Raw genomic sequence first — 23,888 nt, forward strand, 5'->3', positions numbered from 1 at the left:
GAAAGCCTTATCTACGATACTGTTTCAAGAAACGGGTCATCTTTTCTTGGATTTGGGCTAACTCATCTACACGTGGTAGATAAACGATACGGAAGTGATCTGGTTCTCTCCAGTTAAATCCTCGTCCATGAACCAAAAGCACCTTTTCTTGCTTCAAGAAATCAAGGACAAACTGCTCATCATCATCGATACGGTACATATTGCGGTCAATTTTAGGGAAGATATAAAGACCCGCTTTAGGTTTAACCGCGGACAATCCTGGGATTTCCTGAATGGCATTATAAATAAAGTTTCTTTGCTCATAAATACGACCACCTGGCAATAGTAGTTCGTCCACCGATTGGTGACCACCGAGTGAAGTTTGAACAACTTGTTGCGCTAGGACATTAGAGCAGAGACGCATATTTGAGAGCATATTAAGCCCTTCGATATAGCCTTTGACATGCTTCTTAGGACCAGACAAAACCATCCAACCCACACGGAAACCTGCGATACGGTGAGATTTAGACAGACCATTCATGCTGACACAGAAAAGATCTGGTGCTAGACTAGCTACCGGTGTATGAACATTGCCATCCATAACCATACGGTCGTAGATTTCATCCGCAAAGATAATTAAGTCATTTTGACGAGCAATCTCAATAATATCTAACAAGAGTTCCTTAGGATAGAGGGCTCCAGTTGGGTTATTTGGATTGATCAAAACGATAGCCTTAGTATTTGAACTAATCTTAGACTTAATGTCATCTAGGTCTGGATACCATTCAGCTTCTTCATCACAGACGTAGTGAACGGCATTTCCTCCAGCCAGGCTGACTGCAGCAGTCCAAAGAGGATAGTCAGGCATAGGGACCAAGACCTCATCACCATTGTCCAAGAGACCTTGCATGGACATGACAATCAACTCACTCACACCATTTCCAAGGTAGATATCATCGATACCTACATTTGGGAAGTTTTTCAGTTGGCAATATTGCATAATCGCCTTACGAGCTGAAAAGATACCTTTTGAGTCCGAATAACCTTCACTATCACGCGCATTCATAATCAAATCATGGATGACCTCATCTGGTGCTGTAAAGCCAAACTCAGCTGGGTTTCCTGTATTCAAACGGAGGATTTTTTCCCCATTTGCTCGCATACGCATGGCTTCCTCAAGGACTGGACCACGAATGTCGTAAGCCACATGCTCTAATTTGATTGATTTGTTAAATTCTTTCATTTGAGTTCCTCAATTCATCAGGATACTTAATATTATACCACTTGATAGAAAAATCGTAAATTTCGCGATAGCATTCCACAAAAAAACCTTGCTTAACGCAAGGTAAACAGAACAAGGTCGATTCCTTTCTATTCTCTGGAAAAGAAAGAGTAGATACACAGTTGCATATCAACTAAGAATCGAAAACGAAGGCATCGTTATGGATGATAGTTGCATGAACGCACGAATTTCTTCCTGTGATCAGCAAAACGCAAAGAAAAAATAAGTCGACTCAACAAACAACATAGACGATGTCTGGGCTAATTCGAGTCTGTTTGTAAAGAATTTTACCATATCACTGACTTCTTTCCCTGCCCTGTCACTTAATATTATACACTAAAACTTTTGCATTTTCAAATAAGTACATATAAAAGGAACTCTTTTTAAAGCGTCACTTAAAAATTTATACTCAATGAAAATCAAAGAGCAAACTAGGAAGCTAGCCGCAGGCTGTACTTGAGTACGGCAAGGTGAAGCTGACGTGGTTTGAATTTGATTTTCAAAGAGTATTAATTGAATATGATTCTGCTTTGGCAATAAAAAAGAGAGAACCATCTGATTCTCTCTGAACTAAGTCCTACAATTACTATAATTAAAAGTAGTCGAAACTTAGCTTATTTTGCAATCTCTGCCAACATTTTTTCGATATGTTGGATGGATTTTTCGCGGCCAAGCAAGTAGATGGTTTCTGGTAGTTCTGGCCCATGCATCTCACCTGAAACAGCGATACGGATTGGCATGAAGAGGTTCTTCCCTTTGATACCTGTTTCCTTTTGGACCGCTTTGATTTGTGGGAAGATATTTTCTACCACAAACTCATCGTCTGACATAGCTTCAAGTTTTGCTTTGAAGGCTTCAAGTACAGTCGGAACCGTTTCACCAGCCATGACTTCTCGCTCAGCTTCTGTCAATTCTGGGAAGGCTGAGAAGAAAAGGTCTGTCAATGGAACGATTTCGTCAACTGACTTCATTTGTGGTTTGTAGAGTTCCACCAATTTTTTAGCCTTGTCTGTCAAACGTCCTGCTTCTTCGAGGAATGGTTTGGCCATTTCAAAGATAGTCGCAAGATCCGCATTCTTGATATAGTCATTGCTCATCCAATCAAGTTTCTTCTGGTCGAAGGCTGCTGGAGACTTACTAAGACGGTTTTCATCAAAGAGCTTGATGAGTTCTTCACGAGAGAAGATTTCATCTTCCCCGCCAGGGTTCCAGCCAAGAAGAGCGATAAAGTTAAAGACTGCTTCTGGAAGGTAGCCCTTCTTACGGTAATCTTCGATGAACTGAAGTGTATTGGTGTCACGTTTAGACAACTTCTTACCAGTTTCAGAGTTGATAATCAAAGTCATGTGACCGAACTCTGGAGCTTCCCAACCAAGTGCTTCATAAACCATGAGCTGTTTTGGTGTGTTGGCAATGTGGTCATCTCCACGGATAACGTGAGAAATTTGCATATCGTGGTCATCAATAACAACGGCAAAATTGTAAGTTGGGTAGCCATCTTTCTTTTGGATAACCCAGTCACCACCGATATTGCCACCTTCAAATTCGATATCACCTTTGACCATATCATGCCACTTGTAAATACCAGACTCATTGACAGCCAAACGAACAGTTGGGATGATGCCTGCCGCTTCACGTTCTGCGATATAAGCTGCTTTTTCTTCTTCGCTCATACCAAGGTATTCGTTGATGTAGCGAGGTGTTTCACCTGCTGCTTCTTGGCGTTCACGTTCTGCTGCTAATTCTTCTTCTGTAACGTAAGATTTGTAGGCTTTTCCTTCAGCTAAGAGTTGGTCGATATATTTTTGATAGAGTTCCAAACGCTCAGACTGGCGGTAGTTTTCATGAGTCTCTGGACTTTCATCCCAGTCCATGCCTAACCAACGAAGGTTTTCAAGCTGTGAACGTTCTCCGTCTTCGACATGACGTTTGCGGTCAGTATCTTCGATACGGATGATAAAAGTTCCACCATGGTGGCGTGCATACAAATAGTTAAACAATGCTGTACGGGCATTACCGATGTGTAATAGTCCTGTTGGACTTGGTGCGTAACGCACACGAATATCTTTTGACATATCTTCTCCTATAAAGTCTCTAGGCGTCTGCCTTTTCGCTCTCTATATTATATCACAAGTCTCGCCAGAGTCCAATTTCTCTTTTCAAGAAATAGCAAAAAGAGTGGAAAACCACTCTTTTTTATTCTATTATAGACGAGCGTTGAGTTCTTTGCTCAACTCTTCAAATCCTGGTTTACCAAGAAGGGCAAACATGTTACGTTTGTAGGCTTCAACACCTGGTTGGTCAAATGGGTTGATAGCGTTCAAGTAACCTGAAAGGGCGATAGCCAATTCGAAGAAGTAGATTGTGTAACCAAGAGTGAAGGCATCTTGCTCAGGAAGAGTTACGTACATGTTTGGCACGTCACCGTCAGTGTGGGCAAGAAGAACACCGTCAGTTGCTTTTTTGTTCACGAAGTCAACGTCTTTTCCTTGAAGGTAGCCAAGTCCGTCAAGGTCTTCTTCCAAAGTAGGGATGAGCACGTTCTTACGTGGTTTGTCAACGCGGACAACTGTTTCAAACATGATACGAGTTCCTTCTTGGATAAATTGACCCAATGAGTGCAAGTCTGTTGAGAAGTTAGCTGAAGTTGGGTAAATTCCTTTTTGGTCTTTTCCTTCTGACTCACCAGCTAATTGTTTCCACCATTCTGAGAAGTATTGAAGTGATGGCTCGTAGTTTACCAAGATTTCAGTTGCATAACCTTTACGGTAAAGGATGTTACGAACAGCTGCATATTGGTAAGCTTCGTTTTCAGAGATTTTATCTGAAGTATAGTCTTTACGAGCTGCGTTAGCACCTTCCATAAGGGCTTTGATGTCTGCACCTGACGTAGCGATTGGAAGCAATCCCACTGCTGTCAATACTGAGAAGCGTCCACCGATATCATCTGGAACAACAAATGTTTCCCAACCGTTAGCATCTGCTTCAACCTTAACAGCACCTTTTTGGCGGTCAGTAGTTGCGTAGATACGTTTGTTAGCTTCTTCTTGTCCGTATTTCTTAACCAAAAGTTCTTTGAAGACACGGAAAGCGATCGCTGGTTCAGTTGTTGTACCTGATTTAGAAATCACGTTTACTGAGAAATCTTTATCTGAAACGTACTCTACCAAGTCAGCAAGGTAAGTAGATGAGATTGAGTTCCCAGCGTAAAGGATTTGTGGTGCTTTACGTTCTTCTTTTGTTTGCAAGTTTGCAAAGTGGTGGTTCAAGAAGTCAATGGCAGCTTTCGCTCCAAGGTAAGATCCACCGATACCGATCACGACCAAAACATCGCTGTCTGCTTTGATTTGTTCAGCATCTTTCAAGATGCGGTCAAATTCTTCGCGGTCGTAGTTTTCAGGAAGGTCCAACCAACCCAAGAAGTCGCTCCCAGCACCAGTTCCTTTACGGATCAATTCGTCTGCTGCTGTAACTTGTGCTTGCATGTATTCCACTTCATGTGGTGCAACAAATTTGTCTAATACTTTTGAATAATCAAATTTAATATGTGACATAGTATTCCTCCAAAATTTCTTCTTTTCTATCATAACGCTTACTAACAATTTTTTCAAGTTTTTATACTAAAAATTTCCAATTTTTATCACAATTCAAACGTTTGCGTAAAAATACAACTTTATAAAAATTCTTAAACAATGAATAAAAAACGACTAAATTTCTAGTCGTTACAATTCATTCAATAAATACTCAAATAATTCTAAGTTGCCATCTTCTTCATTAACCAGAAATTCTGGATGCCACTGGAGACCAATAATACGGTGTTCGTCGATAGATTCGATTGCTTCAACAGTTTGATCACGTGGATCCACAGCCGTCACACGGAAATTGGGTGCCAAGTCTTTAATACTCTGACGGTGAACTGAATTAACCTGACTTTCCTTACCAAACAATTTAGACACTACACTGCCATCCACTGTCTCAATAGAATGTGAAGTCCCAAAAGGTAGACCTTGCCAATGACCTTCAATCTCCTGATTGAGTGTCCCACCAAAGGCAACATTGACAAGCTGAACGCCACGGCAAATGGCTAAGATTGGCTTGTTCTGACGCAAGGCTTCATGTAGAAGAGCTAGCTCAAACTCGTCGCGAGTTAGGTTATAGTCGTCGCTATCAATTGTTTTTTCCTCACCATAAAACTGAGGATGAACATTTTGTCCCCCAGTCAAGATAAGCTTATCAATCATTTCTACATAGTCATGGACCACCGACTCATCACCAACCGGAATGACCAAAGGAAGTCCGCCAACCTGACGAATACTCTCAGCAAATTTACAAGAGACTGATGAATGAATATTTTTTCCTTCTGCGTCCACAGGACATAGATTTGCCGCTACTCCAACAACTGTTCTTGCCATCACTGATTTCCTTTCCTTTTCTATTGATAATCTTATCTTACCATCCTTGCCCACTCCTGTCTAATATGTATTTTTTAAGCCCGTGATAAAATTTTTTTATCAGAAAAAGTTGCCCAAAATTAGGACAACTTTTTTGCTTATACTCAATGAAAATCAAAGAGCAAACTAGGAAGCTAGCCGCAGGTTGCTCAAAACACAGTTTTGAGGTTGTGGATAGAACTGACGAAGTCAGTAACACATATACGGCAAGGGGACGCTGACGTGGTTTGAAGAGATTTTCGAAGAGTATTATTCAAAGACAAATTGATTGTGATAAAGTTCAGAGTAGAAGCCTCCAAGCTTGAGTAATTCATGGTGATTTCCTTGTTCGATAACCTCACCATCCTTAAGGACAATGATCTGATCGGCATTGAGAATGGTTTTCAAGCGATGGGCAATCACAAAACTAGTTCTTCCTGCCACAATAGCTTCCATGGCATTTTGAATCTTGCTTTCTGTTACAGTATCCACGTTTGATGTTGCCTCATCCAAGATTAAGACCTGTGGATCTGTCATCAAGGTACGAGCAATAGAAATCAACTGCTTCTGACCTGTTGAGAATACGCTCTGATCATCATTAATCAGAGTATCGTACTTATCTGGCAGGCTTTCGATGTAGTCATGGATGTGTGTAGCCTTAGCAGCTGCTTCTACCGTCTCTTGACTAGCATCAGGGACACCAAAGCGAATATTGTCTCGGATGGTTCCGCTAAATAAAACTGAATCCTGCAAGACAATTCCCACCTTACTTCGCAAACTGTCTAAATCAAACTCGCGAATATCTGTTCCATCAAAGCTGATACTACCTGCATCCACATCATAAAAACGATTGATCAAGTTCATGATGGTTGTTTTCCCCGAACCTGTAGGACCAACTACCGCAATCATTTTCCCTTTTGGAGCTGAAATGCTAACATCTTTCAAAATGGGTTTTCCTGACAGGTAGGAGAAGTCCACGTTACGAATCTCCACACCTTCTTTTAATTCGTTAAAGACTGGAGCATCTTGAGGACGAATTTCTTCTTCTGCATCAAACATTTCTTGGATACGTTCTGCACCTGTAAAGGCCAGTTGCAAACTTCCCCAGCTCGCCGCTAATTGGATAATAGGTTGGTAATATTGCTGAGAAAACTGGGTAAACATGACAATCAAACCCAGAGCAGTTGCTGTCTCGATGTTCTTATCATTCAGTAAGACAGCTGAACCGACAAAAATAACAATAGCTGTATTGACCAAGCTCATTCCGTTCATGACAGGAAAAAGAATTCCTGAAAACATTCTGCCCTTAAAAGTTGCTTTACGGACACGCTCGTTTTGCTCAACAAAACCTGCAATCACATCATCTTGAATACCTTGAACAATAACGGCTTTTTGTCCAGAGATACTTTCATCCATATAAGCATTGAGCTTCCCAACCTCTTTTTGCTGAAGATTGGTATATTTTCTTGCCAATTTCAAAATGACAATCAACATGATGACAGCTATCGGAGTGCTAGCAATCGTAATCAAAGCCAAGGTCACATTTTTTGCGAACATGACAATCAACAAACCGATATAGAGGGCAATGTTGGTCATAACAGACACCAGACTTTCGTTGAACGCCTGTAGGATGTTATCCAAATCACTGGTAAAACGTGATAGGATATCTCCATCTTGATGGCGGTCAAAGAAGGAAACTGTCAAGCGAGAAAGCTTGCCAAAAAGGCCCTTACGCATCTCATTTGTCGATTCGGCAATAATGCGGCTCATCAAAACCATATAGATAAGACTCGACACCACGAGCACAATCAAAATATAAGCAAGATTGATTAGGAGTCCCAATAGACTTTGCCAAACCATATCAGGATTTCCATTTTGATAAGCTATAACTAAATTAGCCAGTTCTGTGACTGTTTGACCTGCAAATACTGGAAAGAGGGCTTGTGCAATCGTTGCAATGATAATCATAGCAATAACAACGACAAAAGATATCTTATAAACTTTAAAATAGTTCCAAAAGAATTCAAATGTCTTCATCCTACTCCTCCTTTCCTTTTTGCGTCTCGTAAATTTCACGATAAACTGGGTTTGTTGCAACCAAGTCAGCGTGTTTGCCTTGACCAATCAAGCGACCTTGGTCAAGCACTAAAATTTTATCAGCATGCACAACAGAGCTAATCTTTTGTGCGATGATAATCGTAGTCGTCCCCTTCAAATCCTTGTTGAGGGCTTCTTGAACCAAACGTTCCGATTTGGCATCAAGGGCAGAGGTTGAATCATCAAAAATCAAGATACGAGGATTGCTGACAATCCCACGCGCAATAGACATTCTTTGTTTTTGTCCACCAGAAAAGTTAGTCCCACGTTCCTCAACCGGACTCTCAAAGGCCAAGTCCATACGACTAATAAATTCACTGGCCTGGGCGATGCGAGCTGCGCGTTCCATTTCTGAAACTGTCGCATCTCCCTTACCTTGTCTGAGATTATCTGCGATGGTTCCACTAAAGAGAATGGCTTTTTGTAGGACGATAGAAACTGTCTTACGAAGCGTCCCTTCACTAACTGTTCGAATGTCCTTTCCACCAATCTTGATTGAACCTTGCTGAGGATCAAATAATCGTGGAATCAACTGAGCCAAGGTTGATTTCCCTGCACCAGTTGCTCCGACAACACCAACCATTTCACCAGCTGCGATATCGAAGGATACATTTTTTAGGATAGGTTCTTCATCATTTGGATAGGTAAAGGTAACATTTTCAAAACTGAGACTTCCTTCCAATTCTTCATCTTCCACATCATTGAAAGTCATAGCTGGTTCTGTATCAAGGATTTCACGAATACGACGAAGGGAAATCATGGCACGAGTAACTGAGTTCCCCAAAAATCCAACCATGACGATGGTAAAGATAATCTGACTCAGGTAGTTTACAAAGGAAGCAATGGACCCAACTACTGACGGATCTGACTCTACCATACCTGCTACAAGCCAGATTGAAAGAAAGACAGCCCCGTATGAAATCATCATCATTACAGGTTGAACAATAGAAAAGGCGTAGCCGATATAAAGGTTTTCACCCAGTAATTCATCGGATACCTGCGTAAACTTAGCAAACTGGTCTTTTTCTCGAACAAAAGACTTAACCACGCGCACACCACGTAAATTTTCTTTGGCAATGGCATTGATACGCTCCAATAAAGTCTGGAATTTTGCAAATCGAGGCCCCATCATTCCCATCATAAGACCTGTCATGGCGACGATCAAAACGACCATAAGAACCAGCACCCACCACAGCGAAGGCAGAGTGACAACGGCTAATATAAAGGAACCAATAAATAAAATCGGTAGTCGAAAGAGGATTTGGAAGGTCATCATAACGACGTTTTGAATCTGGTTGATATCGTTAGTCATACGCACAACGAGGTTCCCTGCATTAAACTTCTCAATATTGGCGTATGAAAAAGTTTGAATCTTACGAAAGGCATCTTCACGTAAGTCAGACGAAACTCCTTGAGCAATGTAAGCTGCTAACACTACATTGATGCCACCTGCAATCAAACCAATCAAGGCAACAAGAATCAACCAAAATCCGATAGTATAAATAGCTTCATTATCACCCGTTAGCAAGGCCTCTAAAACCTCCTGCAAATAACGTGGTTGCAAGAGTGAACTCGTTACCATTAGACCTGTCATAACCAAGGAAGCCAGGGCCTGCCATTTATAGGCTTTTATTTTCTGAAACAGCATATTTCCCCCTTATAAGATAGACAAAAGGGGACGACAGTTCTGTCAGTCCCTTCTTATGCTTTCATGTTGATACTATTCTAACAAAAAAGAATGCTATTGTCAAAGCACTCAGCTCTCAGAAGCTTGTGCAAGCACGACATTAGCATTCTATCAATCCTTTAAAAATTCTTCTAAATTTGGTACTGAATTTTATTGTTCTGAACTAGCTTGCTCGTCTAATTGGGATCGTCCAATTTCACGGTAGCTACAGTCCCCAACAATCTGGACTGAGAACTGACCATCTTCGTACTCTAGAATCGTCACACTTCCGTTATCAAGACCATGTGGATGCATGCCGTTAATGAGGTAAACTATAGTTCCAATTGTCATTCCATGACTGACAACGAGAGCATTTCCTCCCCCATTTGCTTCCATTTCCTTGGCAATGGCTTCAAAACCTTCCCAGATACGACCACTTAGTTTTTCCCATCCTTCAGCCCAGCCTGCTGTATCCACTTCTACCAAACCTTCAGCTAGCTCCGCATAGGACAAACGATGCACATGATCGACATTAAAGATACGAGGAATAATCCCCATAAAAAGGTCTCCATCATAAGCACCATCAAAGCTACCAAAGCACCACTCACGGATTCGCTTATCCATACGATAAGGAATTTGCCCTGTTAAACCAAGCTCCTCAAGGATAATTCCCATAGTCTGAATGGTCCGCCCTGAGTCACTCGAGTAAGCACGCTCAAACTTTAAGCCTGACTCACGCAAACCAATTCCCAATTCGTGAATACCTCGCTCACCTTCAGCTGTTAAAGGAGTATCACTCCAGCCTTGAGCACGCCCAATCGTATTAAACATTGTTTTCCCATGACGCACTAGATACAATTTTACACTTGCCATTTTTGGTCCTCCATATGTATCTATTATAGCATGATTTCAGGTAAAAACCTCGTCCAAACTACTCTGTGCCGTTCTTTGAAGGTGCTAATTTGGAAGACATAGCCATCTCTTTTTTAACCTGTTCTTCTTTTTTCTCCTCACTTCCTTCTTTAGACTTTTTTTCTGTTTTCTTCGTCTTGTCGTCGGTCTTTTTCAAAGGTGGAAAACGAAATTCAAATTGATTTTTTTCTGTAGAAATAGTCGTTGTGAAGCCCTTTTCGTCATTACGATAAGTTGACTTTCCTACATTGAATGACTGTTCTCCACTTTCAGAATTAGCTCTTTCATAGGTTCTCATAGCCATCGCATAAGCCACCAGTTTCTCTTTATTTAAGACATAATCCTGATGATGAGCTATTTGCCGGTTCAGATAAAATTGCAACAGAAGACTAAAAATACCTGCCATTACAAGGGCATAAAGAAGAACGCCTGCTTTAACTTTTTTCTTTTTCAACACGATAGATAAACTCCCTCTCTAGTCCCTTTTCAAACTGAAAATGGAAATGAACTACTTGACCTTCTTGGTAAATACGAGCGGATTTAAGACCATATACCATGGGTTGATAGCCACGTCCACTAGCATCTGTTTTCCGAAAATCATCTGACCTTGATTTACCCATGGAAATAGGTTTACCATCTTGTTTGAGATAAAGTCTATCATTCTCAACTTTTTCAAACTGGGCTCGATTCAACTCCGCTTCTAGTTGATCCACAAATAAGAGCCACTCCTTCTGCTCGCTTCTCTGCTGATAGCGAACCTCTGAAACCAAGAGTCGGCTCATAGATTGAAAAAGAAGCAAGCTACCGCTAATCACAATAAGAGCAACCAGGGATTCTAAAAGAGTAAACGCTCTGACTCTACTTATCTTGAATCGCCAGTAATTTTTCAGTTCCATGATACACCTCCAAACCTCGCTCATTCGAGACAACATGAACCGTAAGGCCATTGACAGTCAACTGCTTTTGTCCAGTCTGCAAAGCCATACGAGCTACACGCAAAACTTCTTCCTGTTTTAGAAGCTCTGCTTCTCTTTTTCTACTTTCTTGAATTTGTCCCAGCAAGAGGGTTGTAATACTTGCAAAAATGGCTAGTGAAATCACTGCCTCTAGTAAAATAACAGCCTTAATTTTTTGCTTCTTGAATACGTTTAATCTTTCCATTTCCTATATTTAGTCGATAGCGAACTACTTCTTTCCTTGTTTGAAATCTGATGCTAACCAGATAGGAACTACCTCCAGCCTTATCAAATGTTATTGACTGATGTGACTGAAGCTGAATCCCTTTAGGAATGGCTAACTTTTGATAACCATTACTAATGCTCCTCTCTTCTAACATTAAATTCATTTTTTGTTGACTAGCCAGACTTCGTTTCTGGGTTTCTCGATAAAGTTCCTCAAACTCCATGAAGAAAATTTGCTCTTCCACCGCCGCAAAAGTGGATTGAACTGAACTTGACAAACCCAAAGCCAAAATGCTGACTATCCCTAAAACCAATAGACTTTCTAGCATGGTAAAAGCCCTAATCCGCAACTGTTTGACTTGTCTTTTGTTTATCATGATACTCTTTGTAAGCTTTTGCTTGCTCAGCAGTGATACGTCCATCTGCCTGTAATTTGCTTAGACTAGCATCTTCATTTTTATCCAGACTATAGAGTTCAGCTTGGCTTTCTACCACCTTGACGACAGCTGCTTTCCCCTTATCATTGACTGCATCCTTTTGCTTAGTAAGATTTGGCACAAACAGTAAGAGTAGGACGCTAATGATAAGCAACACCACCAACATTTCTACCAGTGTGAACCCTTTTACCTTAGCTTCTTTTAATTTCATCATCATCTTTTTCATCTAAAAATTTACCTCCATATTTTGATACATGGGCAGCAACATAGCTGCGTACAATAAAACGATTAGTAGGGCCACAAAAATAAAAACCAACGGTTGAACAAGGTTCATGGTCCGATTGACTCGGGTGAAGAAGGATTCCCAGGTTTTTTCCGCATAGATTTCCATTTCACTTCCCAACTTGGATTTAACCTCTCCATATTCAATGATTAATCCCAACTCCCTTCTAAAGAAAGGATAGGTCTGAACAATCTTAGAAAATTCATGCCCATTTTGCAAAGCTTGATCTAAATCGTATCCAATTTCTTTGAAAAGAGGATTTCCTTGCTCCTGCATCATCTGGAAAATCTGTGCCAACTCTAAACCTTGCCCAATCATATTTCCCCATTCCCGAGCATAATAGGCAGTTAGATAATACTGAACAAACACACCTAAAAAGGGGATTCTAGCCAGATAAGAAAAGACTTGTATCTTCTTAGATTTCCTGTAGAAAATCAGCCCTGTTAAAGATAGTAGACCTAACGCTAGAACAAGCCCAAGAAAAATATGTGGCAGGTTACTAATCACTAAGGTAGCTATGTTACTACTATCCAGTTGGGGCAAGAGATAATTCCGCAATCCTAGCATAATTAACAGTAAAAAAGCTAGCAAAATAAGTGGGTAGGTCGCAACTTCAATTAACTTCTTCTTGACCTTAGCAAGATTATCCAAATATTCTTCAATTTTCCCCAAACTCAAATGAAGATTTCCATGAACTTCAGCCAATGAAAGTTGAGTGACAATCGCACTCGAAAAACCTAAATTCCCCATCATTTCCGAGAAAGATTTTCCTTTCGATAGTCCTAGGCGCATCTGTGAAACATATTCCTTCTCCAACAAAAGACTTCTATCAAGAAAGGAAATGATTTCTACCAAGTGAAAACCACTAGAAAACAAATTGTTAAAGAGAGTGATGATTTTCTTCTGCTTACTGGTAGCTAATTTTCTCCGTTTCAGCTTGAAGGGCAGTGATATGTCCGTCTTTAAGAAGCTGATCAATTTGCTCATTCCACTTTTCTGCCTGGTGTTCTGAATAATTTTGGTTTGCAACATCAATAATTCCTCCTCCCCCGATTAGTCTCTGGTAGCAAACACCTTGTAAAACAACTGCGAGTTCATCTTCACTGACACCAAGTTCTAAAAGACGCTCATAGACCCCACGAATACTCTTTGCATGGATGGTCGAAAACACTGTAGCTCCCGTTAAGCTCGCTCTTACAACAGCACGGGCTGTTTCGCTATCCCGGATTTCTCCAATAATTAAAAGATCTGGGCGGTGTCGCAAAGAAAGTTTTATCAAGTTTTCATAACTCAGTCCAATAGCTTCATTGAGTTGTAATTGCAGCATTTCTTCTTGCTTAATCTCGACTGGGTCCTCAATGGACATGACTTGTTGTCCCTTAAACAATGACTTAGCTAATTCATGCATTAATGTAGTTTTACCACTTCCTACAGGTCCTGCAAATAGATAAAGGCCGCGTTGCCTAAAGCCCTTTTCTAGTTCCTTAAGGTCTTGAAACCAGAAGCGCAACTCTTGCTCTTCATCGTGTAAAAGGCGAATAACTAAACTCTCATGACCACGATAATCTCCTACCGTCGATAAGCGTAGTGAAGAAACCTTGCCATCATGCTGATAATCACAGGACCCAAGCTGACTACGACGCTTTTCTCCAACATTCATCCCCGAAACAAACTTAAAATGACTAATGACAGCACCCAACTTTTCAAAGTCATAACTATCAATAAATCGCCTCTCGTCTCCAATTCGCATATGTAGCTCATAGATCAGATTTTTAGGAACAAAATAGATGTCTTGAGCTCCTTCTTTTTTGGCCAGTGTAATCAATTCTTGTGCAAGTGCTTGTACCATATCTTCCTCCTTACTGTTATTATTCGAAGAAAATACAAAAAAAGAACAACTTCCTTAAAAAGTTGTCCCTTCTTTTTTGATACGGCAGGTTCTGTGCACCTCAAGCCCTGTTTGTTTTTCATAGCCAGGTCTAAATTTTTCATCTGGAATGACTTGCCCATCCTCCAATAAAGCCAAGGAATGATATTGCTGCAGAAATTCATCACATTCCTCACACCAACGCTTATCCTCTGGATTCCAAAATATGGTCATTAAGTCTCCTCGACTTTTATATAGTGGAATTTTCTTTTCCAGTTCAAACCAGCAAGATTTATAACACTTCAAGGCATCATAGTAATTTTCAAATTTCTTACTACTAATGACGTCTTCTTCCCATCCTTCTATGAACCACCAAGGCTCAAAATCTCCATACATTTCTATAACTCGATACATTTCTTACTTCCTTTGTACCGTATATTATAGCGAATTTTTTAGAATAATGAAAGAAATTTGCTCATTTTCACGAATTATAAAGCTTTTTTCAAAAAAATCCAGCTATTCAAAAAAATAACTGGATTCAAAGATAAGATTAACTTTCTGAAATATCGTTTTCAATGATCACTTTAATCGCATGATGATCAGCAGCCTTACCAAATACTTCATAGGCCTTTTCGATTTCACTAAGTTTGAAATAATGAGTTACCAATTTTTCTGGTTCAATTTTATGACTTTCTAAGGCTTTCAAAAGCTGAGGAGTTGTATTGGTAGAAACCAATCCAGTAGTCACGTTAATGTTACGAATCCATAGAGTATCCAAATCAAACTGAACTGGCTTGCCATGCACACCACAGTTTGCTACCGTTCCATCAATCCCAATAATCTTCTGACAGAAGTCAAAACTTTGTGGGATCCCAACTGCTTCGATAGCTACATCAACCCCTCTACCATCTGTTAAATCGTAGATTTCTTGAATAGCCTTTTCAGCATCTGCACAGTTGATTTTATGAGTAGCACCAAAAGAAACAGCAGTATCCAAACGGTGATCATCTAAGTCTACCATAATCAATTTAGCTGGTGAGTAGAATTGTGCAGTCAAGAGAGCTGCCAAGCCAACTGGCCCTGAACCAACGATAGCTACACTACAGCCAGGCTCAACTTTCCCTTTTAAGACACCAATTTCATAACCAGTTGGTAGGATATCAGATAACATAACCAAGGCTTCATCAGACAAGTCAGCTGGAGTATGATAAAGAGTATTATCAGCATGAGGCACACGAAGATATTCTGCTTGCATACCGTCAATCAAATGTCCAAAACTCCATCCACCTTCGTCTTCACAGTGAGCATAGATTCCTTTTTTACAGTAGTAGCATTTACCACAGGCACAAACACAAGAAATCAGAACCTTATCACCCTTTTTAAAGTTTGAAACTCCTGCTCCAACTTCCTCTACAATCCCGATTCCTTCATGGCCAAGGATAGTTCCACTCTTACATGCAGGGACATCACCTTTAATAATATGAAGATCTGTTCCACAAATAGTAGTTTTTACAATACGCACAATAGCGTCAGTTGGCTTGCGAATAACTGGTTTGTCAACATCAACAAATGAAGCAAGTCCTGGTTTAACATAAGTATAGGCTTTCATAAAGCTTACCTCCGTTTTTTTATTTGTATTGTTTATATCATAATTGTAAGCCTTTTCATAAATAAAATCAAGTGATATGTGAAGAAATTAACAAATTAAATTAAAAAAAGTAGAAACTAAATTAGTTTCTACTTTAGAGATTATGCTTGATAACGTTTTTCACCGTCAAGGTAAGTTGCTACCAATTCCAAATGCTTATCAAGAACGATAAAGTCAGCATCGTAGCCTTCACGGATTTGTCCGCAAACATCATCAATATGAACTGATTTTGCTGGGTTAAGACTGGCCATCATAACTGCTTCATGTGGATTTGCAATGCCCCATTCAACAACATTTTTGAGACCATCCTTAAGTTTTAGGATAGAACCTGCCAAGTTCCCAGTAGATTTGAGACGTGCAGTACCATTTGCAACCACAACTGGGAATTCTCCTAGCATGTAGTCCCCATCTTGCAAACCACCCGCTGTCATACAGTCAGTGATAAGAGCAATATTTTCAGTCCCTTTTTGTTTAAGAAGAATTTCGCAAGCTTTAGGATCTACGTGGTGACCATCACAGATCAACTCAGCATAAGTATGAGGAAGCTGATACATGGCACCAACCATACCAAGCTCACGGTGAGTTAATCCACGCATACCATTATAAGCATGAACCCAAACACTTGCACCAGCGTCAACAGCTTTTTTAGCTTCATCAAAGGTAGCGTTAGAGTGACCAAGAGCAACAGTTACACCCTCTCCAGTAACAGTACGTACAAAGTCCTCAACCCCATCACGTTCAGGTGCAAGAGCAATTTTATTAAGAAGACCATTAGCAGCCTTCTGCCATGCTCGGAACTCATCCATACGGGGGTCTTTCATATAGGCAGGATTTTGAGCACCCTTAAATTCTTCAGTAAAGTAAGGTCCTTCAAAATAAATACCACGAATCTTAGCACCAGATGCTTCTTGATAGCGTGAACCAATGTTCTCAGTAACCGCTAGCAACTGTTCAAATGATGAAGTAAGAGTAGTTGGAAGAAAACTAGTAACACCAGTACTAAGAAGACCTTCACTCATCGTATGAAGTGTACCTTCAATATTGTTATCCATAACATCGACACCACCGAAACCGTGAATGTGAGTATCAACTAGACCAGGTGCAATGCTATAACCAGAGTAGTCTAGAATTTCAACATCCTCAGAAATCTCTTCAACGTGCTTACCAAACTTGCCATCAATAAGTTCCAAATAACCTCCACGACGAATACCATGTGGATAGAAAAATTGATCAGCTTTAATATACTTAGGCATAATGAAAACCTCCTTAAGAAAATATTCTACTATTTATTATGTCAATTACATTATAAACCTTTCAAAAGAATTTGTAAATGGTATAGACCTATTTTTAGTAAAATTTTTTTAAACTTTATTTGAAAAAAAAAAACAAGGTCCGAAAACCTTGTCTTCTCTACTATACCGGCGGCCGGGGTCGAACCGGCACGTCCTTGCGGACACTGGATTTTGAGTCTAATATTATTAGTTTTAAATCTCAGAAATATTGATTTTATAAGCTTTTTTTCCATAATATTTTTTAAAACTTAGTATCACTTCCAAAGTTTAGATACTTTTTAGTAACTATAAAATGCTAGAAAGTATACTCCTTATTAAAAAGAGTTTTGGACTAGTTTTGTGCAATTTTATTACCCATATCCGTAATAAGAGAGGCTAAATTAATTGCCTTTAATGATTGTAGAAATTGGTTGTGAATATCATTAGACACATAACCAGCTAGCAAAATATGCTCAGCCATGTCATATTGCTTAATCAAGAGAATCTTATCATGTTTTTCATTAAATAAAATCGCACTAATTGCTGTATTAAAGACTGGAAAACGAAAACTCGCACATTGTGAACAATAAGGAATATCTCCCTCATCTTTTAAAAATTTTTTCTCCAAAGGATGCCCACATTCGGGACAACAAGTCATTGTTTTGTCAAATATAGAAGCCTCTTTTTTAAAGTTCTTAAAAGTAATTTTACCAGTAAAATCGAGACCACGCAAGACATTGAAATAAATCAAGACTTTATTTAAAATTTATCTTATGATATACTAAACTTATCAGCTATTGGTTCTGAAAAAGTGTCTGCCACAGTTTTACTACAAATTCTCATGACTTGTGCCAAGATTTATAAAAAACGGATAGCTATAATAGCTCTTAGAGCAAAAACATGACATATAGGAGGTTAAAGACATGTCATACTTTTATCTTTTTATCGCCATTGTAGGAGAGATATTGGGAACTAACCTTTTGAAATTATCAGACGGTTTTACAAAGCCTATTCCAACCGTTTCTGCCCTACTTAGCTATGGCGTTTGTTTCTATTTCTTATCACTAGCAATGCAAAAAATTCCTGTAGGAATAGCTTATGCAACATGGTCAGCTGTCGGTTTAGTTTTGATAGCCTCTATCTCAGTAATGATTTTCAAAGAAACACTAAATGTTTATAGCATTATCGGTTTAATTTTGATTATCATTGGTGTTGTCATGGTTAACTTATTAGGAAATGCAGGACATTAATAAAACCGGCTCTATACTATTTGTAGTGGGTAAATCCCCTATGGATATTATGGAGCCTATTTTGTTGTAGAAAAAAAGTTCCATAAGAACTATAATGAAAAGCTAGAATTCTGTCAATATTTTGGACACATTTTGGGAGGGAATTTTGAAGACTAGCGTCCTCCTAATTTTCCCAATAAGTTTTAACTTCTTCAAAAATCTTATTCAAAAGTTCTGCATCTTTTTCTGACAACTGATTTTTTTCTATAACTCTATCTTTTAGTTCTGTTGCCTTTATTTTATTTCTTGCCACCGAAACTGCTATTGAATGTTTCAAAATATCAAACTCATCCTTTGAAAAGTTTGCAATATTGGTAAGATCTAATTGTTCTAGAGGTAAACTACTGATAATTGAATAAGGTTTTTGTCCCAGCAAATAATCTGTAGTAGTCCCAAAGATATTTGCTAATTTCACAACGAATTCTAATCCTGGTTCTAACGTTCCATTCTCCCACCGAGAATATGTCCCTTGTTGAACTCCAATTAATTCCGATATTTGTACTTGAGTTAACTTTTTTGATTTTCTGAGAGTTTTTAACCTCTCTGAAAATTTATAATCCTCTGTATACATAATTCTCCTATAGATATTCTTATTCGTATATTTTAGCTTGACAAAATATTCTAAACGGTATAAAATAGAATTATTCCATAAGGAATATTTATTTTGAGATTGAATATTCCATTGAGAATATTATAGCATAAAAGGAGGTAAAAGCGTATGTAACTAGTAGTCGATTTAAAAAATTTTAATAAAGGAGGTAGGATTCGACAAAATAAAAAAATCTTGAAACAAATGTGCCGTTCGTTCCAAGATCAAAACATATTATGTAACAATTATACCACAGAAAACTCTTCAGTTGCACAAGAAAATTTCGGAGGTTTCACAAAAAGATGACCAATAAAGAGTTAGTCAATCAAATTTCTGGCCTAAACTCTACCTCTACTCTTAAAAATTGGATTCAACTGATTAAAGAGATAAGTGGCAAGGAATTTAAGAAAATTAAAGTTCCTATCAGTAGAAATCCCAGAACTCATCAATTAAGTTATACAGTTGCCTATGACTTTACAGACGAAGACCTTAGACAATTTCAAAAGTTAGCTAACCTAAAACTTGAAATAGGTCTCAAAGAGGCTATACAAGCCGTATTTGGGAGTCTAACAGACAATGAGCAAGAATCCCTAAACCAAGTAATAGATGAGCTCTACGATGAACTGAGCGCCTTAAAACAGGAATTTAAGCGAGAAATACGACTGATACAAATTGAGAATTCCAACCTAAAAAAGAAAATCCAAGATATTGAAGAGTCGATGCAAACCGGCTTACTAGGGTTTGTTAACAAGAGGTCAAAAAATAGGTTCGGCTAATAGCGAGTTTTCGGCTGAGCCATGAGGCAGAAAGCCGAAAATGAGCGTAAATGCGGACGGACCATTTTTGACCGATAGGGTGTGTAGTAACACCACCCTCTGCAAGTTAGGTGTACCATCGAAAGAATTCAGTATTCCCAAGGGTTTTGGAGATTTTAAGGGTGGCAAAATTAGGCAAAAAGTTGAATCAAAATCTATGGCAAAAAATGAGCATTTACGTTCTGTATTTGACTGGATTCAAATTCAGTTTGATAAGACTGAATTTTCGCCAAGAGAAATAATCGAAGACATCCTATTTCTTGACTTTGACCTATTTATTGAGAATAAGGGGAGCCTTAAATACTATAACTATGATAGCCAGCTTCATTATGGGAACATCCGTATCTACTATGGATCGAAAGAGTCGTCCTACATGCTTGTCATGTCAGGACAGGCACTCGAATTCTATAGAGATATGGTATTAGATCCAAATAGTCTGTCCGAAAGACAGTTTCTGAACAATCTCTACTACAATTACAATCAATTTTCAGTAAGACGAACTGATATTGCAATAGATGATTTTAATGAAACACCCTATTTCACTCCTAATCAGCTTCTAAAGATCTGTCAGAAGAAACGCTTTATATATGGAAAAAGCACCTACTACAATACCTACGGAGATGAAACAATCGGCCAGACCTTATATTTAAGAAAACCCAATGATGATGAAAGACTTAGAATTTACGATAAGCGCTTAGAACGAGCTGAGAAGCTCGGTATCAGCAAGCGTTATATAGAAAATTGGATAAGAACGGAGTTAGAACTTAGGAAAGAAAAAGCTCACTACTTCATTCAAGAATGGTTGCATTCAGAAATAGATCTTCTTAACTTTACCAAGGGATACCTCAAAGAAAAAGTGAGGTTCTATAGTGATAGTCACTTCTCAAAACCTTTGAGATCTTGGGAAAAGTTTTTAGGTCACTAAAAACCTGTCTCTATCATTATTTCAAAACCAAAAACAGAACTAGAACAAAAATTAGAATGGTTTACCTATAAAGGTTCTGGAGCTATTCTAAAAGCGTATAAATTTCTATACGACAATAACTTACTGTATGAGTATGAGAAATCTAACTATCTCGCACTCAACAATATGGAATATCCACCAGATTTAGCAAGTGGATTAATAGAAAGGGCAATTCTCTTTAAAAGAGAAGATTTGATACCTACAATCAAAGAAAATATCAAAAGGAGAAATTAATTATGGCAAAAATGCTTTCACAAAATGACTGGAATTTTAATAACATTGGAACAAAATTTGAATTGGATGAAGTTATTCCAAAATTTGAAACGGAAGTCCGAGCAGATGCAAACGGAGAAATTATCAAAAACCGAGATGGTAGTGAGAGACGTTTTAATACCGATAAAATCATTGGTTGGAAATACAATGTAACAATCAAGGATGGACAATTCAAAAAGAAATCAACCCAAGTCTCAGTAGACAATCCAGATGCCTTGGTTGATAATGACTATATCCAAGCAATGGACGAGGTGCCAGTTACATTTGACAATTTACAAGCTACTATGATTAGCACGACAATGTATTACAAGGCGGATGCTATCCATTTAGTAGATGTAAAACAAAAATAAGTATCAGACAAGGGGAGATAATCCTCCCCTTACTTAATCTAATTAGAAAAGGAGATCACATGATTAAAACTGTAACAAAAGATGACCTTATCGAACTTGGATTTGCTCCAGGAACTGCAAGAAAGATTATCCATACCGGCAAATTACTATTAGTGAATCGTGGTTTTAACATCTACGATAACAAACGGATTGGTACAATTCCAGCCAGTGTCGCAGAAGAACTACTAGGAATTGAACTCCAGAAAGAAGCGTAGCTTATGGCTTTACGTAAAAGTAGAGACGGAACTTGGATTGTCGACGTTTCCAATGGTATAAATCCAATATCTCTAAAACAACGTAGAATTGTAAGAAAAGGATTCAAAACTAAAAAAGAAGCATTGGAGGCCGAACAATACTTACGAAGTGTCGAACTTAAAGAAAAAAGTTTCAACTCAAAAATATCAATTGATATCCTTTATGATCTCTTAAAAGAAGAGGATAAAATAAACAACAGAAAACAAAGCTATATAGATACACAAGAAAACAACTATAACAGGCATATAAAAAACTATTTTGAAAAAGTTGATGATGTAGCTAAATTAACTTATGAAGATATCTATCAATTCAGAGAACATCTAAGAGATAAAAATGCTCAAAACTCGGAAAAGAAGCTAAGTCCAAATACTATTAATAAAATTATAATTTTACTAAAGAAAATTCTGGATGTTGGATTAAGAAAGGGATTTTACAAGGAACATCCCGTAGGATTACTGAAAAAATTACCAATAGAAAAAGCGAAATTAAATTTCTGGACAATAAAAGAATTCAAGCACTTCTTAACACTATTTAACGACGATGAATGCAATATCAAATTACTATTTACAGTTCTATTTTTTACTGGTCTAAGACTGGGAGAAGCTCTTGCTCTAACGTGGAAGGATATAGAGTTTTCAACAAATACAATCCATGTAAGTAAATCAGTATACGTTAAAAAAGGTGAAGAACATATTAGTAGTACAAAGACAAAAGCTGGAACCCGAAGAATCATCATGAACGCCAAACTAGTGGAGACACTAGAAGACTGGAAACAGATACAACATGAGAGATTGAAAGAATTTACAACTAACCTAGATGATCTACAGATATTTCAAAATAGCCCTATTACAATAACTAAAGATTCAATCGAAAAACAATATAAAAAAATATTGCAAAGAAATAGTTCTTTAAAAAAGATAAGAATTCATGACTTCAGACATTCACATGCTTCACTGCTAATAAATCAAGGAGAAGATTATCTTGTCGTAAAAGAAAGATTAGGCCATGCATCTATAACTACAACAATAGATACATACTCACATTTGTATCCAAGCAAGCAACAAAAATTAGCGGATAAATTAGATGATTTGTTATAGAATTAGTAATTTTTAGTAACTCAGCATCAAAAATTCAACAAATAAAAGAAAAAGACAAGGTCCGAAAACCTTGTCTTTAATACTATACCGGCGGCCGGGGTCGAACCGGCACGTCCTTGCGGACACTGGATTTTGAGTCCAGCGCGTCTGCCAATTCCGCCACGCCGGCAAAGTATAACTGGGGTAGCTGGATTCGAACCAACGCATGAGGGAGTCAAAGTCCCTTGCCTTACCGCTTGGCTATACCCCAATAATATAAATAGGCGAGTGAGGGGAATCGAACCCCCGAATGTCAGAGCCACAATCTGATGTGTTAACCACTTCACCACACCCGCCATAATTTAAGAAACACGGGCAGTAGGAATTGAACCCACACTGAAGGTTTTGGAGACCTTAGTTCTACCTTTAAACTATGCCCGTTACTATGGAAGGGGAGGGATTCGAACCCCCGAACCCGAAGGAGCGGATTTACAGTCCGCCGCGTTTAGCCTCTTCGCTACCCTTCCTTAATATATATGGCGCGAGACGGAATCGAACCGCCGACACATGGAGCTTCAATCCATTGCTCTACCAACTGAGCTACCGAGCCAAAATTGCGGGAGCAGGATTTGAACCTACGACCTTCGGGTTATGAGCCCGACGAGCTACCGAGCTGCTCCATCCCGCGTTAATAATAAAGGAGGATGTGGGATTCGAACCCACGCACGCTTTTACACGCCTGACGGTTTTCAAGACCGTTCCCTTCAGCCGGACTTGGGTAATCCTCCAATAATAGTCCGTACGGGATTCGAACCCGTGTTACCGCCGTGAAAAGGCGGTGTCTTAACCCCTTGACCAACGGACCATATTCTTAAATGGGCACGAGTGGACTCGAACCACCGACCTCACGCTTATCAGGCGTGCGCTCTAACCACCTGAGCTACGCGCCCAAGTTAAAAAACTTGGTAATGAACAAAGTTCAAAGCGGGTGACGAGAATCGAACTCGCGACAACAGCTTGGAAGGCTGTAGTTTTACCACTAAACTACACCCGCTAAAATGGGAGTTAACGGGATCGAACCGCTGACCCTCTGCTTGTAAGGCAGATGCTCTCCCAGCTGAGCTAAACTCCCTTTAGCTAAGCGACTTCCTTATCTCACAGGGGGCAACCCCCAACTACTTCCGG

24 protein-coding genes, 12 tRNA genes and 2 pseudogenes are annotated in these 23,888 nt (G+C 39.0%); 6 read left to right on the forward strand and 32 right to left on the reverse strand.

Translation table 11 applies throughout. From position 1 onward, the window contains the following. Positions 1-7: 7 nt before the first annotated feature. The 19 genes and pseudogenes from QM887_RS07915 to QM887_RS08005 form a co-directional block, all read right to left on the reverse strand. The gene (locus tag QM887_RS07915; protein WP_414271208.1) at positions 8-1,222 is read right to left on the reverse strand and encodes a pyridoxal phosphate-dependent aminotransferase; all 1,215 of its coding nucleotides are present in this window, start codon (positions 1,220-1,222) and stop codon (positions 8-10) included. 653 nt (positions 1,223-1,875) lie between these two features. Beyond that, positions 1,876-3,336, reverse strand: a complete 1,461-nt coding sequence (gene gltX / locus QM887_RS07920; protein WP_414271209.1) for a glutamate--tRNA ligase — start codon at positions 3,334-3,336, stop codon at positions 1,876-1,878. A 129-nt stretch (positions 3,337-3,465) separates the two neighbouring features. After that, positions 3,466-4,815, reverse strand: coding sequence for a glucose-6-phosphate isomerase (locus tag QM887_RS07925; RefSeq protein ID WP_414271210.1), 1,350 nt, complete (start codon positions 4,813-4,815; stop codon positions 3,466-3,468). Next, positions 4,802-4,990: pseudogene (locus QM887_RS07930) on the reverse strand (hypothetical protein). Before QM887_RS07930 ends, QM887_RS07925 begins: the two are co-directional and overlap by 14 nt. Continuing rightward, a complete protein-coding gene (locus QM887_RS07935) occupies positions 4,984-5,673 on the reverse strand; it encodes a gamma-glutamyl-gamma-aminobutyrate hydrolase family protein (protein ID WP_414271211.1) in 690 nt (229 codons plus the stop codon). Before QM887_RS07935 ends, QM887_RS07930 begins: the two are co-directional and overlap by 7 nt. 288 nt (positions 5,674-5,961) lie before the next feature. Beyond that, positions 5,962-7,728: an ABC transporter ATP-binding protein gene (locus QM887_RS07940; protein WP_414271212.1), complete on the reverse strand. Its 1,767-nt coding sequence runs from the start codon at positions 7,726-7,728 to the stop codon at positions 5,962-5,964. A gap of 1 nt (position 7,729) precedes the next feature. Further along, on the reverse strand, positions 7,730-9,436 hold the full coding sequence (locus QM887_RS07945; RefSeq protein ID WP_414271213.1) for an ABC transporter ATP-binding protein: 1,707 nt from the start codon (positions 9,434-9,436) through the stop codon (positions 7,730-7,732). A 189-nt stretch (positions 9,437-9,625) separates the two neighbouring features. After that, positions 9,626-10,327 (reverse strand): histidine phosphatase family protein, encoded by a 702-nt coding sequence (locus tag QM887_RS07950; RefSeq protein ID WP_414271214.1) that lies wholly within the window; start codon positions 10,325-10,327, stop codon positions 9,626-9,628. A 58-nt stretch (positions 10,328-10,385) separates the two neighbouring features. Next, positions 10,386-10,823: a competence type IV pilus minor pilin ComGG gene (gene comGG / locus QM887_RS07955; RefSeq protein WP_414271215.1), complete on the reverse strand. Its 438-nt coding sequence runs from the start codon at positions 10,821-10,823 to the stop codon at positions 10,386-10,388. Continuing rightward, positions 10,801-11,262 (reverse strand): competence type IV pilus minor pilin ComGF, encoded by a 462-nt coding sequence (gene comGF, locus QM887_RS07960; RefSeq protein ID WP_414271216.1) that lies wholly within the window; start codon positions 11,260-11,262, stop codon positions 10,801-10,803. Before comGF ends, comGG begins: the two co-directional genes overlap by 23 nt. Then, positions 11,225-11,527, reverse strand: coding sequence for a competence type IV pilus minor pilin ComGE (gene comGE, locus QM887_RS07965; RefSeq protein ID WP_414271217.1), 303 nt, complete (start codon positions 11,525-11,527; stop codon positions 11,225-11,227). Before comGE ends, comGF begins: the two co-directional genes overlap by 38 nt. Then, complete coding sequence (gene comGD, locus QM887_RS07970) at positions 11,490-11,924, reverse strand: competence type IV pilus minor pilin ComGD (protein WP_075230215.1); 435 nt, start codon at positions 11,922-11,924, stop codon at positions 11,490-11,492. The genes comGE and comGD overlap by 38 nt, the downstream gene beginning before the upstream one ends. Further along, positions 11,887-12,210 carry a competence type IV pilus major pilin ComGC gene (comGC, locus tag QM887_RS07975; protein ID WP_315640431.1) on the reverse strand — a complete coding sequence of 108 codons (324 nt, stop codon included), beginning with the start codon at positions 12,208-12,210 and terminating at the stop codon, positions 11,887-11,889. The genes comGD and comGC overlap by 38 nt, the downstream gene beginning before the upstream one ends. Next, the gene (gene comGB / locus QM887_RS07980) at positions 12,211-13,254 is read right to left on the reverse strand and encodes a competence type IV pilus assembly protein ComGB (RefSeq protein WP_414271218.1); all 1,044 of its coding nucleotides are present in this window, start codon (positions 13,252-13,254) and stop codon (positions 12,211-12,213) included. Further along, a complete protein-coding gene (gene comGA, locus QM887_RS07985) occupies positions 13,175-14,116 on the reverse strand; it encodes a competence type IV pilus ATPase ComGA (RefSeq protein ID WP_414271219.1) in 942 nt (313 codons plus the stop codon). The genes comGB and comGA overlap by 80 nt, the downstream gene beginning before the upstream one ends. 54 nt (positions 14,117-14,170) lie before the next feature. After that, positions 14,171-14,548 (reverse strand): DUF1033 family protein, encoded by a 378-nt coding sequence (locus QM887_RS07990; protein WP_414271220.1) that lies wholly within the window; start codon positions 14,546-14,548, stop codon positions 14,171-14,173. 136 nt (positions 14,549-14,684) lie between these two features. Then, positions 14,685-15,743 carry a zinc-dependent alcohol dehydrogenase family protein gene (locus QM887_RS07995; RefSeq protein ID WP_414271221.1) on the reverse strand — a complete coding sequence of 353 codons (1,059 nt, stop codon included), beginning with the start codon at positions 15,741-15,743 and terminating at the stop codon, positions 14,685-14,687. Between the two features lie 140 nt (positions 15,744-15,883). Next, positions 15,884-17,035 carry an N-acetylglucosamine-6-phosphate deacetylase gene (gene nagA / locus QM887_RS08000; protein WP_414271222.1) on the reverse strand — a complete coding sequence of 384 codons (1,152 nt, stop codon included), beginning with the start codon at positions 17,033-17,035 and terminating at the stop codon, positions 15,884-15,886. A 370-nt stretch (positions 17,036-17,405) separates the two neighbouring features. Then, positions 17,406-17,786 (reverse strand): NAD(+) diphosphatase, encoded by a 381-nt coding sequence (locus QM887_RS08005; RefSeq protein ID WP_247943199.1) that lies wholly within the window; start codon positions 17,784-17,786, stop codon positions 17,406-17,408. A 190-nt stretch (positions 17,787-17,976) separates the two neighbouring features. Between QM887_RS08005 and QM887_RS08010 the strand changes: the two genes are divergently transcribed. Further along, on the forward strand, positions 17,977-18,303 hold the full coding sequence (locus tag QM887_RS08010; RefSeq protein ID WP_049505554.1) for a DMT family transporter: 327 nt from the start codon (positions 17,977-17,979) through the stop codon (positions 18,301-18,303). A 163-nt stretch (positions 18,304-18,466) separates the two neighbouring features. On the opposite strand, the gene QM887_RS08015 is transcribed toward QM887_RS08010, so the two are convergent. Then, entirely contained in the window at positions 18,467-18,913 is a 447-nt protein-coding gene (locus QM887_RS08015) for a helix-turn-helix transcriptional regulator (protein ID WP_000287814.1), read from the reverse strand. Positions 18,914-19,233: 320 nt separating this feature from the next. On the opposite strand from QM887_RS08015, the gene QM887_RS08020 reads away from it, so the two are divergent. From QM887_RS08020 to QM887_RS08040, 5 genes and pseudogenes are all read left to right on the forward strand, one after another. Further along, a complete protein-coding gene (locus QM887_RS08020) occupies positions 19,234-19,707 on the forward strand; it encodes a hypothetical protein (RefSeq protein WP_070505300.1) in 474 nt (157 codons plus the stop codon). A 40-nt stretch (positions 19,708-19,747) separates the two neighbouring features. Further along, a pseudogene (locus QM887_RS08025) lies at positions 19,748-20,944 on the forward strand (replication initiation factor domain-containing protein). Positions 20,945-20,946: 2 nt separating this feature from the next. Further along, on the forward strand, positions 20,947-21,333 hold the full coding sequence (locus QM887_RS08030; RefSeq protein ID WP_001096843.1) for a hypothetical protein: 387 nt from the start codon (positions 20,947-20,949) through the stop codon (positions 21,331-21,333). 59 nt (positions 21,334-21,392) lie between these two features. After that, positions 21,393-21,587 carry a DUF3173 domain-containing protein gene (locus tag QM887_RS08035; protein WP_000598356.1) on the forward strand — a complete coding sequence of 65 codons (195 nt, stop codon included), beginning with the start codon at positions 21,393-21,395 and terminating at the stop codon, positions 21,585-21,587. A 3-nt stretch (positions 21,588-21,590) separates the two neighbouring features. Then, a complete protein-coding gene (locus QM887_RS08040; protein ID WP_414271223.1) occupies positions 21,591-22,724 on the forward strand; it encodes a tyrosine-type recombinase/integrase in 1,134 nt (377 codons plus the stop codon). An 85-nt stretch (positions 22,725-22,809) separates the two neighbouring features. Here the strand turns inward: QM887_RS08040 and QM887_RS08045 are convergent. The 12 genes from QM887_RS08045 to QM887_RS08100 form a co-directional block, all read right to left on the reverse strand. Beyond that, positions 22,810-22,893 (reverse strand) — tRNA-Leu (locus tag QM887_RS08045). Between the two features lie 9 nt (positions 22,894-22,902). Further along, positions 22,903-22,974, reverse strand: a tRNA-Gln gene (locus QM887_RS08050). A gap of 12 nt (positions 22,975-22,986) precedes the next feature. Beyond that, positions 22,987-23,059 (reverse strand) — tRNA-His (locus QM887_RS08055). A 14-nt stretch (positions 23,060-23,073) separates the two neighbouring features. Next, positions 23,074-23,144: transfer RNA gene (locus QM887_RS08060), tRNA-Trp, on the reverse strand. A 5-nt stretch (positions 23,145-23,149) separates the two neighbouring features. Continuing rightward, positions 23,150-23,230, reverse strand: a tRNA-Tyr gene (locus QM887_RS08065). Positions 23,231-23,240: 10 nt separating this feature from the next. Then, positions 23,241-23,313 (reverse strand) — tRNA-Phe (locus QM887_RS08070). 4 nt (positions 23,314-23,317) lie between these two features. Then, positions 23,318-23,391 (reverse strand) — tRNA-Met (locus tag QM887_RS08075). A gap of 10 nt (positions 23,392-23,401) precedes the next feature. Further along, positions 23,402-23,491, reverse strand: a tRNA-Ser gene (locus QM887_RS08080). Positions 23,492-23,496: 5 nt separating this feature from the next. Next, positions 23,497-23,568: transfer RNA gene (locus QM887_RS08085), tRNA-Glu, on the reverse strand. 11 nt (positions 23,569-23,579) lie between these two features. Next, a tRNA-Ile gene (locus QM887_RS08090) sits at positions 23,580-23,653 on the reverse strand. 33 nt (positions 23,654-23,686) lie between these two features. Continuing rightward, positions 23,687-23,757 (reverse strand) — tRNA-Gly (locus tag QM887_RS08095). Positions 23,758-23,762: 5 nt separating this feature from the next. Beyond that, a tRNA-Val gene (locus QM887_RS08100) sits at positions 23,763-23,835 on the reverse strand. Positions 23,836-23,888 lie beyond the last annotated feature (53 nt).

The sequence above is a fragment of the Streptococcus infantis genome, from assembly GCF_047460875.1.
GTDB lineage: Bacteria > Bacillota > Bacilli > Lactobacillales > Streptococcaceae > Streptococcus > Streptococcus infantis_AA.